The organism is Lentzea sp. HUAS12 (genome assembly GCF_024125735.1).
Classification (GTDB): Bacteria; Actinomycetota; Actinomycetes; order Mycobacteriales; family Pseudonocardiaceae; genus Lentzea; species Lentzea albida.
On record NZ_CP099738.1, the window covers coordinates 2,196,428 to 2,211,432 of the forward strand.

The 15,005-nt window shown below is 70.0% G+C and carries 16 protein-coding genes; 9 read left to right on the forward strand and 7 right to left on the reverse strand.

The genetic code is table 11. From position 1 onward, the window contains the following. Nucleotide 1 precedes the first annotated feature (1 nt). Nucleotides 2-1,204: an MFS transporter gene (locus ND450_RS09500; RefSeq protein WP_253325767.1), complete on the forward strand. Its 1,203-nt coding sequence runs from the start codon at nt 2-4 to the stop codon at nt 1,202-1,204. A 357-nt stretch (nt 1,205-1,561) separates the two neighbouring features. After that, complete coding sequence (locus ND450_RS09505) at nt 1,562-2,767, forward strand: diguanylate cyclase (protein WP_253325768.1); 1,206 nt, start codon at nt 1,562-1,564, stop codon at nt 2,765-2,767. A gap of 203 nt (nt 2,768-2,970) precedes the next feature. Here the strand turns inward: ND450_RS09505 and ND450_RS09510 are convergent, their stop codons facing one another. Beyond that, complete coding sequence (locus ND450_RS09510) at nt 2,971-3,813, reverse strand: alpha/beta fold hydrolase (RefSeq protein ID WP_253325769.1); 843 nt, start codon at nt 3,811-3,813, stop codon at nt 2,971-2,973. Nucleotides 3,814-3,823: 10 nt separating this feature from the next. Between ND450_RS09510 and ND450_RS09515 the strand changes: the two genes are divergently transcribed. Both ND450_RS09515 and ND450_RS09520 read left to right on the forward strand, forming a co-directional pair. Next, complete coding sequence (locus tag ND450_RS09515; protein ID WP_253325770.1) at nt 3,824-4,288, forward strand: PPOX class F420-dependent oxidoreductase; 465 nt, start codon at nt 3,824-3,826, stop codon at nt 4,286-4,288. 15 nt (nt 4,289-4,303) lie between these two features. Continuing rightward, entirely contained in the window at nt 4,304-4,690 is a 387-nt protein-coding gene (locus ND450_RS09520; protein WP_253325771.1) for a hypothetical protein, read from the forward strand. On the opposite strand, the gene ND450_RS09525 is transcribed toward ND450_RS09520, so the two are convergent. The 3 genes from ND450_RS09525 to ND450_RS09535 form a co-directional block, all read right to left on the reverse strand. Then, a complete protein-coding gene (locus tag ND450_RS09525; protein WP_256557476.1) occupies nt 4,687-5,343 on the reverse strand; it encodes a VOC family protein in 657 nt (218 codons plus the stop codon). The two genes, ND450_RS09520 and ND450_RS09525, sit on opposite strands and share 4 nt — an antisense overlap. A gap of 15 nt (nt 5,344-5,358) precedes the next feature. Beyond that, nucleotides 5,359-7,359 carry a bifunctional diguanylate cyclase/phosphodiesterase gene (locus ND450_RS09530; protein WP_253325773.1) on the reverse strand — a complete coding sequence of 667 codons (2,001 nt, stop codon included), beginning with the start codon at nt 7,357-7,359 and terminating at the stop codon, nt 5,359-5,361. A gap of 72 nt (nt 7,360-7,431) precedes the next feature. Next, on the reverse strand, nt 7,432-7,773 hold the full coding sequence (locus tag ND450_RS09535; protein WP_030475304.1) for a hypothetical protein: 342 nt from the start codon (nt 7,771-7,773) through the stop codon (nt 7,432-7,434). 328 nt (nt 7,774-8,101) lie between these two features. On the opposite strand from ND450_RS09535, the gene ND450_RS09540 reads away from it, so the two are divergent. Next, a complete protein-coding gene (locus ND450_RS09540) occupies nt 8,102-8,863 on the forward strand; it encodes a glycerophosphodiester phosphodiesterase (RefSeq protein WP_253325774.1) in 762 nt (253 codons plus the stop codon). Nucleotides 8,864-8,917: 54 nt separating this feature from the next. After that, a complete protein-coding gene (locus ND450_RS09545) occupies nt 8,918-10,330 on the forward strand; it encodes an MFS transporter (protein WP_253325775.1) in 1,413 nt (470 codons plus the stop codon). On the opposite strand, the gene ND450_RS09550 is transcribed toward ND450_RS09545, so the two are convergent. Together ND450_RS09550 and ND450_RS09555 are read right to left on the reverse strand one after the other, a co-directional pair. Beyond that, the gene (locus ND450_RS09550; RefSeq protein WP_253325776.1) at nt 10,327-11,202 is read right to left on the reverse strand and encodes a hypothetical protein; all 876 of its coding nucleotides are present in this window, start codon (nt 11,200-11,202) and stop codon (nt 10,327-10,329) included. The two genes, ND450_RS09545 and ND450_RS09550, sit on opposite strands and share 4 nt — an antisense overlap. Further along, entirely contained in the window at nt 11,199-11,546 is a 348-nt protein-coding gene (locus ND450_RS09555; protein WP_253325777.1) for a PadR family transcriptional regulator, read from the reverse strand. Before ND450_RS09555 ends, ND450_RS09550 begins: the two co-directional genes overlap by 4 nt. Nucleotides 11,547-12,003: 457 nt before the next feature. Here ND450_RS09555 and ND450_RS09560 point away from each other — a divergent pair, with 457 nt between their 5' ends. Beyond that, entirely contained in the window at nt 12,004-12,759 is a 756-nt protein-coding gene (locus ND450_RS09560; RefSeq protein WP_253325778.1) for a thymidine kinase, read from the forward strand. Between the two features lie 238 nt (nt 12,760-12,997). Next, complete coding sequence (locus ND450_RS09565; protein WP_030466135.1) at nt 12,998-13,342, forward strand: RNA polymerase-binding protein RbpA; 345 nt, start codon at nt 12,998-13,000, stop codon at nt 13,340-13,342. Nucleotides 13,343-13,399: 57 nt separating this feature from the next. Here the strand turns inward: ND450_RS09565 and ND450_RS09570 are convergent, their stop codons facing one another. Further along, on the reverse strand, nt 13,400-14,041 hold the full coding sequence (locus ND450_RS09570) for a TVP38/TMEM64 family protein (protein ID WP_253325779.1): 642 nt from the start codon (nt 14,039-14,041) through the stop codon (nt 13,400-13,402). A gap of 30 nt (nt 14,042-14,071) precedes the next feature. Here ND450_RS09570 and ND450_RS09575 point away from each other — a divergent pair, with 30 nt between their 5' ends. Then, on the forward strand, nt 14,072-14,896 hold the full coding sequence (locus ND450_RS09575) for an aldo/keto reductase (RefSeq protein WP_253325780.1): 825 nt from the start codon (nt 14,072-14,074) through the stop codon (nt 14,894-14,896). Nucleotides 14,897-15,005: the final 109 nt, after the last annotated feature.

A 15,005-nucleotide genomic window follows, 5' to 3' on the forward strand; every position in this document is an offset into this window, starting at 1 on the left:
CATGCCCGGTTACCGCGGACTCGCCCGCGATCGCGAGTTCCGCGCCCTGTTCGTGGCGCACGTGGTGTCGGTGGCCGGGGACCAGTTCGCCAGGGTCGCGCTGACGGTGCACGTCTACGACCGCACCGCCAGCGCGGGCCTCACGGCGCTGACCTACGCGTTGACGTTCCTGCCGGACCTGCTCGGCGGGCCCCTGCTCTCGGGGCTCGCCGACCGGTTCGCGCGCCGCGGCGTGATGGTGGCCGCCGACCTCGTGCGCGCCGCATTGCTGCTGGTCATGGCGGTGCCGGGGCTGCCGTTGTGGGTGCTGGCGGCACTGCTGGTCGCGGTGCAGCTCGCGGGCGCCCCGCACGGAGCGGCCAGGGCCGCGGTGCTGCCCACCATCCTGCCCGACGAGCGCTACCCCCTCGCCCAGGCCGCGCTCAACACCGTCACCCAGCTCGCCCAGGTCGCCGGATTCCTCGGCGGCGGCGTGCTCGTCGCCACCCTGGGACCGAGCCCGGTGCTCGTCGCCGACGCGGCGACGTTCGCGGTGTCCGCACTGCTCGTCGCCGTGTTCCTGCTGCACCGGCCACCACCGGCCCACCCGCACGTGCGGGCCTGGCCCGCCGACCTCGTGGGCGGCGCGAGACTGGTGTGGGGCGACCGGCGGCTGCGCGCACTGGTCGCACTCGCCTGCGTGTCCGGCTTCTACATCACCGCCGAAGCGCTCGCCGCACCACTCGCGTCCGGGCTCGGCGCCGGACCGGCCGCCGTCGGCGCGATCTTGGGTGTCGTCTCGGCGGGCACCGCGGCGGGCATGGTCGTCCTCGCCCGCGTCCCCGCCGAACGCGGGCTGCGGTGGATGCCCGTGCTCGCGGTCACGTCGTGCGCGGTGCTGCTGCCGATGGCGTTGCAGCCGGGTCTGCTGTGGACGCTCGTGCTGCTCGGCCTCTCCGGCGCCGCGAGCGGCTACCAGCTGCTCGCGAACACGACGTTCGTCCGTTCCGTGCCCGACGCCACCCGCGGGCAGGCGTTCGGGCTCGCCGTCACCGCCCTGCGCGTCTCGCAGGGCCTCGGGATCGCCGCGGCGGGCGCGGCCGCGCAAGCCTGGCCCGTGCACCACGTCGTCGCCGCCGTCGCCGGGGTGGGCGTGCTGGCGGCGGCCGGTGCCGCACGGGACTGGACGCAAGCCTGCAAACAGGCCGAACAAGCGTCACGGTGACGGTGGAGGGTGCTGGCGGACACCCTCCTTCGTCACCACGAACCCCAGGGCTCAGACGGTCCAGTCGGTCGACGCGAACGTCCAGTCCGTCGACTTCGCGAAAGTCCAGTCAGTGGAGGTGAAGGTCCAGTCGGTGGACAGCGCGCGGTTCATCATGACCGTCTCCTTGTGGGAATGCGGGGTGTGCAACGAGGGGTGAGAACACGAGGACTACTCAGGGTGAGGTCCCCCACATGGAGCCACGACTTCGCGTGACCCGGTAGCTACAGTGGTTTGTTCCTGATGGTGTTCGGTGGGGGTGGCAGCGTGCCTTGGCTCGACCCGCGCCGGTGGAAGTTATGGTCCCTTCCTCCTGTCGTGCTGACCTACGTCCTGACGATTGCCCTGCTCGCGGCACTCGTCACGGTCGCGACCGCACGGCTTACCCCTGTCGAGGTGCGCCACTGGGTCTGGTTCGCGGCACTCACCGCGGCAGCGCTGATCCACCTCGAAGCGGCGCGCGGAATCGAACGCATCCGCGAGATCTCCTCTGAGGGCGTCCCTCACGCGCAGATGCAGTCGGTGTGGCAATTCGCGGGCGTGCTCGTACTCCCGATGCCACTGGTCGTCCTGATGGTCGTGACCATCTACCTGCACGCGTGGCTGCGGGTCTACAAACGCCGGGCCGTTCTCTACCGGAAACTGTTCTCCGCCGCCACTGTCGTACTTGGCTGTGCCGCAGCGCAATGGGTGCTGCACATGTTCTCCGCCTCAACACCGTCCGACCTGGACGGCCCACGAGGACTCGTCGCCCTCGTGATCGCGGGACTGCTCTACTGGTTCGTCAACTACGCCCTGGTCGTGGGCGCCATCATCATGACCAACCCCGCCAACCCCCTGAAGACCGCGCTCGGCCACGCCAGCGACGTCCTCATCGTCACCGCGTCCGTCGGCCTCGGCTCCGGCATCGCCGTCATCGCCACCGCACGCCCCTGGCTCTCCCCCATCCTGCTGCTCACGGTGCTCGCCCTGCACATGGGCCTGCTGCTGCCGCAGTTCCGCGTCGCCGCCCGCACCGACAGCAAGACCGGCCTCGTCGACGCCACCTTCTGGCACGACGTCGCCGAACGAGAACTCGCCCGAGCCCGCCGCCTCACCTCCACCGTCGGCGTCCTCATCCTCGACCTCGACCACTTCAAGCAGATCAACGACACCTACGGCCACCTCGCCGGCGACCGCGTGCTCCGCGCCGTCGCCGACACCCTCAAACACGCCGTCCGCTCCTACGACCTCGTCGGCCGCTTCGGCGGCGAGGAGTTCGCCGTCTTGCTCCCCGGCGTCGGATCAGGCGAGGTCCGCGCCACCGCCGAACGCATCCGCTTCGACATCGCCCGCCTCGAGGTCGAGGTCGTCGACCGCCTCGGCGAGACCCGCGTCATCACCGGCCTCACCGGCTCCGTAGGCGCCGCGGTGTTCCCCGACACCGCCACCGAACTCAGCCCCCTGCTCCTCGCCGCCGACGAGGCCCTCTACCAGGCCAAGAACAACGGCCGCGACCGCGTCGCCACCGCCGCGGCCCGCTAGGAGCACCGCAGGCCAGCAGGAAGAGCGCGGCCAGGGGAGCGGCAGGGCGCCTCGCGTGCAAAAGCGGCAGGCCGCAGAGGCGGGAGACCGCAGAGGGCGAAGCAGCAGCTTTTCGGCATCCACGCACCCCGGATCCGCCGCCAGGCCACGCCCGGCACACCGGCGGCGCTAGCCCTTCACGCCACCGCCGCCCGGGCCCGCCCCTAGCGCCCGAGGAACGCCTCGACCTCCCGCGCCACCCGCTCCGGCTCCTCCACCCACGGGAAGTGCCCCACACCCTCGTGCACGGACAACGTCGCGTCCGGGAACAACCCCACCAGCTCCGCACACCGCCGCACCGGCGAGATCGGGTCCTCCGAACACGCGTACACCAGCACCGGACGCCCGAAGTCCACCAGCGCCCGCCGCAACACCCCCGGTACGAACGCCCCCTCGGCGTTGTACCCCAGCGCCACCTCGTACTTCCACTGCCCGAGCTCCGCCTCGGCGTGGGCCTGAGCGCGCGCGTCCCACCGCGCGTACAACAACGGCGACGCCGCCACCCGGTTGCTCACCGAATCGTCCCCGGCCGCGGTGCGCTCCAGCGCCGTCGTCGCCGCCTCGAACCACGGCTCACCCGCACGGGCCTCCAGGAACGCGTCCCAGTCGCTCTGCTCCGGCGACAACCCCACACTGCGCAACGCCGGCGTCAGCAGCACCAGCTTCCCGATCCGGTCCGGGAAGTCCGCCGCGTAGCCCATCGCGATCCCCGCACCCGCGGAGTGCCCCAGCACGTCCACCACGTCCAGACCGAGGTGGCGGCGCAGCATCTCCACGTCCCGCACCAGCATGTCCCGCCGGTAGGTGAACGGATCCGCCGGCTCGTCCGACTCACCCGTACCCCGGTTGTCCAGCACGACCAGCCGCCGCGACGCGTCCAGCCCGCCCAACGTCTCCAAGTACTCCGACGCCCGCCCCGGACCACCCGCCAACACGAGCAGAGGGGGACCCTCGCCCACATCTCGATACGCGAGCTCCGTGCCGTCAAACGAGGTGAAGCGTGCCATGCTGCCTATCATGCCGAAGATCGCCACGGCCGACCTCGTCGACCGGCCGCAGCTGCTCGAGTTCCTCGCAACCCGCCACCACGGCGTCCTCATCACCCGCCGCAGCACCACCGACGGCCTGCAGGTCTCCCCCGTCTCCTGCGGCGTCGACACCCAGGGCCGCATCGTCGTCTCCACCTACCCCCAGCGCGCCAAGGTCCGCAACGCCCGCCGCAACCCCCACGTCACGATGTGCGTGCTCTCCGACGACTGGGACGGCGCCTACGTCCAGATCGACGGCACCGCCGAGGTCCTCGACCTCCCCGACGCCCTCGACGACTTCGTCGAGTACTACCGCTGCATCGCGGGCGAACACCCCGACTGGGACGAGTACCGCGCCGCCATGCTCCGCCAGGGCAAATCACTCATCCGCATCACCATCGACACCTGGGGCCCCATCGCCACCGGCGGCTTCCCGCCCGAACTGGACCAGTAGCCCGTGAAGCCCTGGATGAAGACCGCCCTCTGGGTCTACATCGCGTTCAACCTGCTCCAGGCCGTCGTCCTCACGATCGCCCCCGAACTCACCGACCGCGCCTACCTCGGCGGCGAGATGACCCCCACCCGCGCGTTCCAGTGGTACGCCGTCGCCGGCTACCACGTCCTCATCATCGCCGTCACGATCATCGCCATGGGCCTGCACCGGGCCGCCGACCGACGCAAGATCATCATCGTCAACGCACTGATGTACCTGCTCTGGGACGCCGGCTCACAACTGGCCCACTGGGGCAGCGAGATCGGCATGGCCACCTCGGACCTGCTCATCAACGCCGGAGTCAGCACCGCCACCGGCCTCACCCTGCTCGCCGTGGCCTGGTTCGACCGCGACCCGGCCTAACCAGCCCAGTTCCCGCCCCAGCCCGCCGGCTTCTCCAGCAACGCGCAGGAGCCGCCGTGCGGGCCCTGCACCGACGCGACCCTGCCGATCGGCAACGGACCGGGACCCGACGTCACCGCACCGCCCAGCTCCACCACCCGGGCACACGCCGCCTCGACGTCGTCCACCGCGAAGTACACACCCCACGACGACTCCGCGCCCAGGCACGACTGCATCGTCCCCGCCACCGGACGCGGACCACCGTGCCGCGCCGACGTGTACAGACCCAGCGCCCGCGCACCGGACGCCGCCTCCCACCCCAGCTCCCGCGTCCAGTACTCGTCGTCCTCATCCGGCGTGCCCGTCAGCAACTCCACCCAGCACGGCTCACCATGCCTCGGCGGCGGCGCCCACGGACCGTGCAACACCCGCCCACCGTCCACAGAAGAGTTCGCCCTCAGCTCACGGGCCCCGTCACCACCGAAGACGACCAGCCACCCCAGATCCCCCGCGACCACCCGCGCCGCCAGCCGATCACCCACGAAACCCGAGAACGACCCACCCGGCTCCGCGATCACCGTCCACCCCAGAACCCCCGCGAAGAAGTCCACCGACGACTCCGGCTCGGCAACGCACAACTCGAGACGACGAACACCACAAGACGACACGGACATCCCATCAGGCGGGGATCAGGAGCGCGCACCATCCTCTGCTCCGACCACCTGAGACGACAATGCGCCATTCGGCGGCATGCGCTCCGCGCTCACCACGTCACGCAACGGCACCGGTCTGCCCAGGTGGAAACCCTGCCCCACCCGCACTCCGAGCCCCCGCAACGCCTCCACCTGCGACGGACGCTCCACCCACTCCGCCACCGCCGACAACCCCAGCCCGTTCGCGATCTGCACGATCCCCGACACCAGCACCGCATCCGCCTCGCTGGTCTCGATGCCCTTCACGAACTCACCGTCGATCTTGATCCCCGTGATCGGCAGGTGCTTCAGGTGCACGAACGACCCGAACCCCGACCCGAAGTCGTCCAGCGTGATCCGGCACCCGAACCCCCGCAGCTGCGTCGCCAGCGCCACCGCCGCGTCCAGATTCGTCACCGCCGCCGTCTCCGTGATCTCCAACCCCAATCGGCCGGGAGCCACCCCCGCCGAACCGAGCTTGTCCAGCACGAAGCCACCGAAATCAGGATCCTCCAACGTCCGGCCCGACACGTTCACGTTGAACCGCAACCGCGGATCCGGCTGCGCCACCAACGCGTCGATCGCCGTCGTCAACACCCACCGGTCCACCTCCAGGATCAGGTTCGACCGCTCCGCCACCGGCAGGAAGTCCGCAGGCCCCAGATACGGCTCCTGCCCGTCCTCCAACCGCAACAACAACTCGTGCCCCAGCGTCTGACCCGACGTCAGCTCCACCATCGGCATCCCGTACAACGCCAGCCCGCCACCCGCCAGCGCCGCCCGCAACCGGTCCAGCACACTGACCCGCTTCACCGTGTCCGCGTAATGGTTCGGCTCGTACACCGTCACCCGGTCCCGGCCCGCCGCCTTCGACGCGTACAACGCCAGATCCGCGTTCGCCAGCACCAACTCCCACGAATCACCCGGACCGAACTCCGCCAGCCCCGTGCTCACCGTGATCCGCGCCGGCGTCCCGATCCCCGCCAGCGGAAAACCCGCCACCGCGTCCCGCAACCCGTCCGCCACCTCGGACGCGTCCTGCGGCGACGCCCCCGGCAACACCACCGCGAACTCGTCACCACCCAGACGAGCGATCAACCTGTCACCCAGACGCGACTGCAACGCACTCGCCAGCATCCGCATCACCCGGTCACCCACCGCATGACCGCGCAGATCGTTGACGTCCTTGAAGTTGTCCAGGTCCAGCACCAGCAACGCACCCGAACCGTTGTTCGCCAGCTCCTGCTCCAATGCCCGCGTCAACGCACGCCGGTTCGGCAACCCCGTCAGCGGATCCTGCTCCGCCATCCGCACCAGCTCGTCGTGCACCCGGCTCGACTGCGTCACGTCGTGCGCCGTCCCCAAAGCCCGCAACGGCGTGCCGTCATCCCCCACGACGACCTCACCGAAGCACTCGAACACCCGCTCCTTGCCGTCCGGCCGCAACATCCGATGCGTGTACGTGAACACCGACCCCGTCTTCAACGCCGCGTCCAGCGTCTCCTCGATCATCGGAAGATCGTCCGGATGCACCAGCTGCGAGTACATCTCGAAGTCGAACGCCGTCCCCGGCGCGAACCCGAACATCTCCAGGAAGCTGTCCGACCACGTCACCCGGTCGTCCCGGATCGACCACTCCCACGTGCCCATCCGCCCCAGCGCCTGAGCCCGCCGCAGAGCGTCCGCCTCCTGCGTCACCGTCAACTCACGATCACGCCACGACGACACGTCCACGACCTCGTACATCAGGTCGTCACCCAGCTTCGAACACCGCACCTCGAGCCACCGCGGCCCCGGCACCAGCACTTCCCGCACCGGCGCCGGCACCTCGGGCACCCCCGGCAGCAACGCGGGCAACGACCGCCCGTACGCCTGCTCGACCGGAACCCCAAGCACAGCACCCAGCGCACGGTTGCACCACAACAGGTTCCCGCGCGCATCCGTCACGGCATAGCCGACACCCGCCCGGTCCAGCACCGTGCGGCAGTAGGAGGTCACGCGCGTCATGATCGTCCGATCACCGGACGTAAGCAACCCGCTACGCCGGTCAGTTCGCTGTTGTGCGAACGGCTATCGCAGCCGCTCCAAACCCTTCGCCGACTCCACCAGCTCCGCCGCCAGCTTCCTCAGCTCCTCGTTCTCCGCCCCGTCCTGCGCCGCCGTCACCACGTCCTCGGCGGCACACCGCAGCTGGAACAACCTGTCCTGCAGATCCGCCAGCTCCGCCGTGCTCAACACGACCGCGTCCTCCGGCAGACCACCGCGCTGCAACGCCGCCCGGCGCTCGTACGCACGCTGACGACACGGCTGCGCGCAATAACGCCTCGGCCGGCCGATCCGCCCACTCCCCGGCAACCGCCTCCCGCACCACGCGCAGTGCCTGGGCTCATCCGCCTCCATGGAGCGCTCCATGGCGCGCGACGGTAGCGAATCGCGGTGGGTGGTCTCCAGCGACGCGCCAGAAAGCCCGACCTTCGTAGGGAACCGGACACTACCCGCCGGGCCGTTGGTGTCGCATTCGGGTGCAGACGGCGGCCTCGGGTGGCCGAGTTCTGGCGAAGTCCCGGACACCCAGGTAGGTCTCTCGGTCCTTTGTTTTTGTCGTACGTGACCTGGTGTGGGTTCGGTCGGTCGTCAGGTTTTATTTTAGGCAACACTGAAGCAATAGAGAAAAAGAAGAAAGTGTGCCGCCACCCACCGTCCACCCCGGAGCCACCACCACCAGGCAGACTCACCTGCCGTGACCCACCCCTACCTCGCAGGCCCGCGCCCCCGCGCCTTCGCCCACCGCGGCTGGCACGTCGACGACCTCACCGGCATGGAGAACTCGCTGAGCTCCTTCCGCCGGGCCGTGCAGGAGGGCTACCGCTACATCGAGACCGACGTCCACGCCACCGCCGACGGCGAGGTCGTCGTCCACCACGACCACACGCTCGACCGCACCACGGACGCGCAAGGCGTCGTCTCCGCCCTCCCCTGGACCGAGGTCAAACGCGCCAACGTCGGCGGACGCGAACCCATCGCACGACTCGCCGACGTCCTCGAGGAACTGCCCGACACCTTCTTCAACATCGACGTGAAGTCGGAGAACGCGGTCGAACCGATCATCACCCTGCTGCGCAGGTGCAAGTCCCTGCACCGCGTCTGCCTCGCGAGCTTCTCCGACAACCGCCTCGCCCGCCTGCGCCGCATCGCCGGACCCGAACTGCTCACGTCCATGGGGCCGCGCTCCGCCGGCGCGCTGTGGGCCGCCAGCCGCGTGCCGTTCGCCGGACTCGCCGTCCGCGGACAGGTCGCCCAGGTGCCCGTCAGCCAGGGACGCCTGCACATCGTCGACCGCCGGTTCGTCCAGGCCGCCCACCGCAGGTCCCTCGAAGTGCACGTGTGGACCATCGACGACGAGGCCGACATGCGCGCCCTGCTCGACCTCGGAGTGGACGGACTCGTCACCGACCGGCCCGACGTCCTGCGCGAAGTCCTCCGGTCCCGCAACAGCTGGTAACAGGTTGGACAGTCGATCAACTGCCGTGTCGGCGGACAAGTACAGTCCGCCGACATGAAGGTCAAGGGCGACGACACCGCCGACGCCAACAACGCCGGGCGCCGCAAGAAGGAACAACGCGGCTGGGTCTGGTACGACGTGGCGAACTCCGTGTTCCCCACGTCGGTGATCACCGTCTTCCTCTCGCTCTACCTCACGAGCATCGCGACCAACGCGGCCAAGGCCGACACCGCGCTCAACGGGGCCAACCCGTGCGCGAACGACAACGCCTTCGACCACTGCGACGTCACGATCCTCGGCCTGCAGTTCCCCTCCGGATCGCTGTGGGGCTACCTGCTCTCCATCGCGACCGTGATCCAGGTGCTCGTGCTGCCCGTCATGGGCGCCATCGCCGACCGCACCCAGAACAAGAAGAAGATGCTCGGCTTCTTCGCCTTCACCGGCTCCGCCGCCACCATCGCGCTCGCCGCCGTCGAAGGCACCAACTGGAAGCTCGGCGTCCTCCTCTTCGTCATCGCCAACATCTGCTACGGCTCCAGCGTCGTCGTCTACTACGCCTTCCTCCCCGAGATCGCGACACCGGACGAACGCGATGCCGTGTCGAGCCGCGGCTGGGCGTTCGGCTACCTCGGCGGCGGCGTGGCCCTCGCCATCCAGCTCGGCATCACCCTGTCCGCCGACGCCCTCGGCATCACCTCCGGCGACGCCGCGCGGATCGCGTTCGTCATCTCCGGCATCTGGTGGGCCGCCTTCACGATCATCCCGCTGCGCGCCCTCACCGAACACCAGAGCCCGCACGGCGGCGAGCACGGCGCCTCGGTGATCTCCGCCGGCTTCAAGGAACTCGGCACGACCCTCAGGCAGGCCAAGGCCTTCCCGCTCACGCTCGCGTTCCTCGGCACCTACCTGATCTACACCGACGGCATCGCCACCGTCGCCAACGTCTCCGCCCAGTACGGCAGCGTCGAGCTCAAGTTCGAACAGCAGACGCTCATCACCGTGATCCTCATCGTCCAGTTCGTCGCCTTCATCGGCGGCGTCCTGCACGGCTTCGTCGCCAAGCGCGTCGGCGCCAAGAAGACGATCCTCGGCTCCCTGGTCGTCTGGATCGTCGTCATCACCGCGGCCTTCTTCGTCCAGGTGGGCGACGAACTCCAGTTCTACTTCGTCGCGGCCGGCATCGGCATCGTGCTCGGCGGCACGAACGCCTTGTCCCGCAGCCTGTTCAGCCAGATGGTCCCGCCGGGACGCGAGGCGCAGTACTTCTCGCTCTACGAGGTCGGCGAGCGCTCCACCAGCTGGCTCGGCCCGCTGGTGTTCGCCGGCGTCGGCCAGGCCACCGGCAGCCTGCGCCCCGCCATCCTGGCCCTGATCGTCTTCTTCGTGGCCGGGTTCGTCCTGCTGATCTTCGTACCCGTCCGGCGCGCCATCAAGGCCGTGGGCAACAAGGAACCCGCGCTCGTCTAGGGCGTGTGCGGCGCCGTCTTCGGGCGGCGCCGCAGCGGCCACACCACGGCGAACACCAGCAGCACGCCGAGACCGGCCGAAACCACGTCTCCCCCCACGAACGCCAGCAGCAGCAACGGCACCAGCTGCAGCGCCGCGAACAACGACAACGCGCGCCCCAGCACCACGTCACCCCGCACGAACGCCACGCCCCGCGCCAGCACGGTGACCAGCCCGACCGCCAGCACCCCCGCCCCGGTCGCGACCCCGCCGAGCACCCCCAGCAGCACCGCTCCCCCACCCCACCACAGCAGCCTGCGCGCGGGCGGCGTCGGTGCCTCCCGGTGGAACCCCAGGCACAGGCACGCGAACGTCACCAGCGACGGCAACTGGAACACGCTCCACGCCAGCGCGTACTCGGGCTGCGCCAACGCGACCAGGGACAGCACCACCGGAGCCCCCGCCGCCACCTTCGCGAGCGTCCGCCGCCCGCTCAGCAACACGCCGAACGCCACCAGCGGCCCCAGCTCCAGCACCCGCCACCACCCCGGCGCGGGCTCACCGGGATCACCGGCGACGACGTCCACCACCGCCGCCGTCGCGTAGAAGACACCGAGCAGCAGCCCGAGCATCCCCAGCGCCCGCACCACCTCACCACGCCACATCGCCTTCACCGGCACGCTCGAGAGCCCCGCTCCCGCCGCGAGGTGGGTGCGCACCGCGAGCCCGAGGATCGCGGCCGTCTCCCCCCACCCCGGCCAGCTGTGCTCCAGGTCGAGCTCGTCGGTCCGATCAGCCAGGAAGATCCCGACCATTTCCTCCTCGCGGTCCGCGCGGTACCACCGAGGCAACACCCGCAGCAGCGACCGGTACCGCCGTTCCAGATTGCTCATGCCCGACTCGCCCACGCCTGGACACCTCTCCCCCTCAGCACCGCCGTCGCCGCCCGCACGTTCGCGCTCAGCCTCGCGACCTCCGCCTGCAACGCCCGCACACCCGAGTCGGTGAGCTTGTAGTAGCGCCGCAGCCGGCCCTGGTGCACCTCCTCCCGGTCGCGCTCGGCCAGTCCGTCCGCCACCAGCCGGTCCAGCACCCCGTAGAGGGTGCCGACCCTCAACACCGTGCGCCCCTCGGACAGCTGCTCGACCGCCTGGACGATCGCGTACCCGTGCAGCGGCTCCTCCGCCAGTGCGGTGAGCACGAGGAACGTCTGCTCGGACATGATCCGACCACTCATGTCGCTGAATATATCGCGGCGCGAGTTATATCGGGAGCCTGAACTTCCGAAGTCGTTGATTTCGTTCAACACTGAAGCTATCGAGTATGGCGAGAAGACTCAGAGGCCCACCGCGGATGGAGGCGCCAGACGTCGGCCGGCGACAGCCGAACCGAACCGCTTCCTCGGGCGAACCCAGAAACGACGGGCTCCCACGGCCGACACGAGGAGGCGGGTGCGTTGTCGTCAGCCGTTCTGCTTCGCGAGCCACTCCCCTCCCCCGGTTCCGACCCGGGATATGTTCTTCAGTCCGCACTGAACGTTTCGAGGGGGTCGACTTCAGAAGTGTGTTTAGAGTCCCCTCCCAGCGGCTATGTCGTCGCGAAACAGCAGGTCGCACTCAAGGGGGCGCACGATGGCGAGGGACAGACCGCGGGGATTCCTCATGATCGGGATCCAGGCACTAGGGTGACCCGCCGTGGACGCCCTTCCCGATCCGACAGACGCCCTGTCCGCCGTACCTGTCGCCGGTTCCCGGCGCTCGACGCCGGTGGTGGGGCACCTGAAGTTCTTCTTCGGGCCCATGGACTGCGGCAAGTCGACGCTCGCACTGCAGATCGACCACAACAACTCGCGCCAAGGCAGGCGCGGGCTGCTGCTGGTGCGGCACGACCGGTCGGGGCGCCCCCAGATCTCGAGTCGCATCGGCATCACGCGCGAGGCCGCGGAGATCCGCGACGACGACCTCCGCCGCCTGGTGCGGGCGGAGTGGGCCGAGGGCCGGCGGGTGGACTACCTGATCGTGGACGAGGCGCAGTTCCTCACCGGCGCCCAGGTGGAGCAGCTCGCGGAGCTCGCGGACGACGTCCAGGTCGACGTGTACTGCTTCGGGCTCGCCACGGACTTCCGCGGGGAGATGTTCCCGGGGTCGCGGCGGCTGTTCGAGCTCGCCGACGAGTTGAACGCGATCCAGGTCGAGGTCCTGTGCTGGTGCGGGGTGCCGGGACGGTTCAACGCGCGGGTGCGAGCCGGTCAGGTGATTCGCGCCGGGAACACGGTCCTGGTCGCCGACACCAAAACGGACACGGAACAGCACCGATCGGGTACGGAGAGCAACGGTGTAACCGAGACCACGGAAACTACCGTCCGTTATCAGGTGCTCTGTCGGCGTCACTTTAGGTTGGGTGACCTCGGCCCTGACGTCGCACAAAGTGGTCAACTTCGGTTGGCATAGGCGACTACCCACGGCCGCCGCTGGGCCATTAGAGTGATGCATGAGCGCAGGAGCTTGATAACGCGTCACGATCCTGTGGCGATCGCATCCATTAGTAGGAAGCCTTCGTTGACGAGTGAACGACGTCACTGTGGGCGACCATGAGAGCGAACCGGAAACAAACGGAGCAATCCGGGCGTTGCACACGGTGAGCAAGAAGCCTGGGCCCCGGCCCTGAGCCGAGCGAAAGGACACCGCCATGGCCGACCGCGTTTTGCGTGGCAGCCGGCTCGGAGCAGTCAGCTACGAGACCGACCGCAACCACGATCTCGCTCCGCGCCGGGCAGCGCGGTACGCCTGCCCGAAGGGACACGACTTCGAGGTCCCCTTCTCCGACGACGCCGAGTTGCCGCCGACCTGGGAATGCCGCCTCCACGGCACCGAGTCGAAGATCATCGACGGGGTCGAGCCGGAGGTGAAGAAGGTCAAGCCGCCGCGGACGCACTGGGACATGCTCCTGGAGCGCCGGTCGATCCCCGAGCTCGAGGAGCTGCTCGACGAGCGCCTCGAAGAGCTCCGCGGACGCCGCACCCGCACGGCCTGATCTCGCAGACGCTTCAAGCCGTCCCGGTCTCCCGCCGGGGCGGCTTTTTGCGCGCCTCTAGGAGGCCCGTGCGGCCGTCCTGATCAGGTTCCGGCCCCACCACACCCCGAGGGCCGCCAGCACCGCCCAGATCGCCAACGCGACGAGGGAACGGCGTGAGCCGAGGTCGCTCAGGGCGTCGCCCAGCACCGCGGCGAGCACGGTCGAGGGCACCAGGCCCAGCGCCGTGCCGAGCGCGAAGTGCCGGCCGCGCACCGCCGTGACGCCCGCGCCGTAGTTCGCCAGCGCGAACGGCAGGACCGGCAGCAACCGGATCACGAGCGTCGCCTCGACCCCCCGGCGCGCGAAGACCCGTTCGAGCACCGCGAGCCGCTCCCCGAGCCATCCCTGCACCGTGTCGCGCCCCAGCACGCGGGCGACGGTGAACGCGATCATCGCGCCCGCCGTGAAGCCCGCGATCGCGAGCACGCTCCCCCACCCCACGCCGAACAGCAGCCCCGCCGCCGTGGCGAGGACCGGTTTCGGGAAGAAGACCGCCGTGCCGAGCGCGCACACCGCCACGAAGACGACCGGTGCGGCGTTGCCCGCGCCGTCGACGAGCGCGCGGAGCCCGGCCCCGTCCGGGAGGTCGGCGAGCTGCGCCGCGACCGCCAGCGCCACGACGAGCAGCACCAGCAGCACCAGGCCCGCGAGTCGCATCATTCCAACCTACCCGTCAGGCTGGGGAGCATGACCGTGCTGCTGCCCTCCGGCGAGACCGTCCCCGCGCTCGGCATGGGCACCTGGAGGATGGCCGAGGACCCGTCCCGGCGCGACGCCGAGATCGCCGCCCTGCGCACCGGCCTCGACCTGGGCCTGACCCTGGTCGACACCGCCGAGATGTACGGCTCCGGCGCGTCGGAGGAACTCGTCGGGGAGGCGCTCGGGGACCGGCGCGACGAGGTGTTCCTCGTGTCGAAGGTGCTGCCGTCCCACGCCTCCGCGGCCGGCACCGTGCGCGCGTGCGAGGCCTCGCTGCGCCGCCTGGGCACCGACCGCCTGGACCTGTACCTGCTGCACTGGCGTGGCTCGGTGCCGTTCGCCGAGACCCTGGAGGGCTTCGCGGCGTTGCTGGAGGCGGGCAAGATCCGGCACTGGGGCGTCAGCAACCTCGACCTCGGGGACATGCAGGAACTGACGGCGTTGTCCGACGCGTGCCAGACCAACCAGATCCTCTACAACCTCAGCCGCCGCGGACCGGAGCACGACCTGCTGCCGTGGCAGGTCTCGGCCGGCATCCCGGTGATGGCCTACTCCCCCGTCGAGCAGGGCCGCCTGCTGGACTCCCCCGCGCTGGCCGCCGTCGCCGCGCGGCACGACGCCACGCCCGCCCAGGCGGCGCTGGCGTGGGTGCTGCGGCGGCCTCAGGTCTGCGCGATCCCGAAGGCGGGCACGGTCGAGCACGCGCGGGAGAACGCTCGGGCGGTGGAGCTGGCACTGACGGCCGAGGACCTGGCCGAGCTGGACCGCGCCTTCCCTCCTCCGCAGGGCCCGTCGCCGCTGGAGATGCTCTAGCCGGAGCGCTGAATGACCGTTGAGGACACCGGGTCCCGGCCGGCGGAACGGCTGCGCGCGGACGCCCCGAGGCCGCACGGTTCACTGCCGGCACCCGCCGACCCCGGGA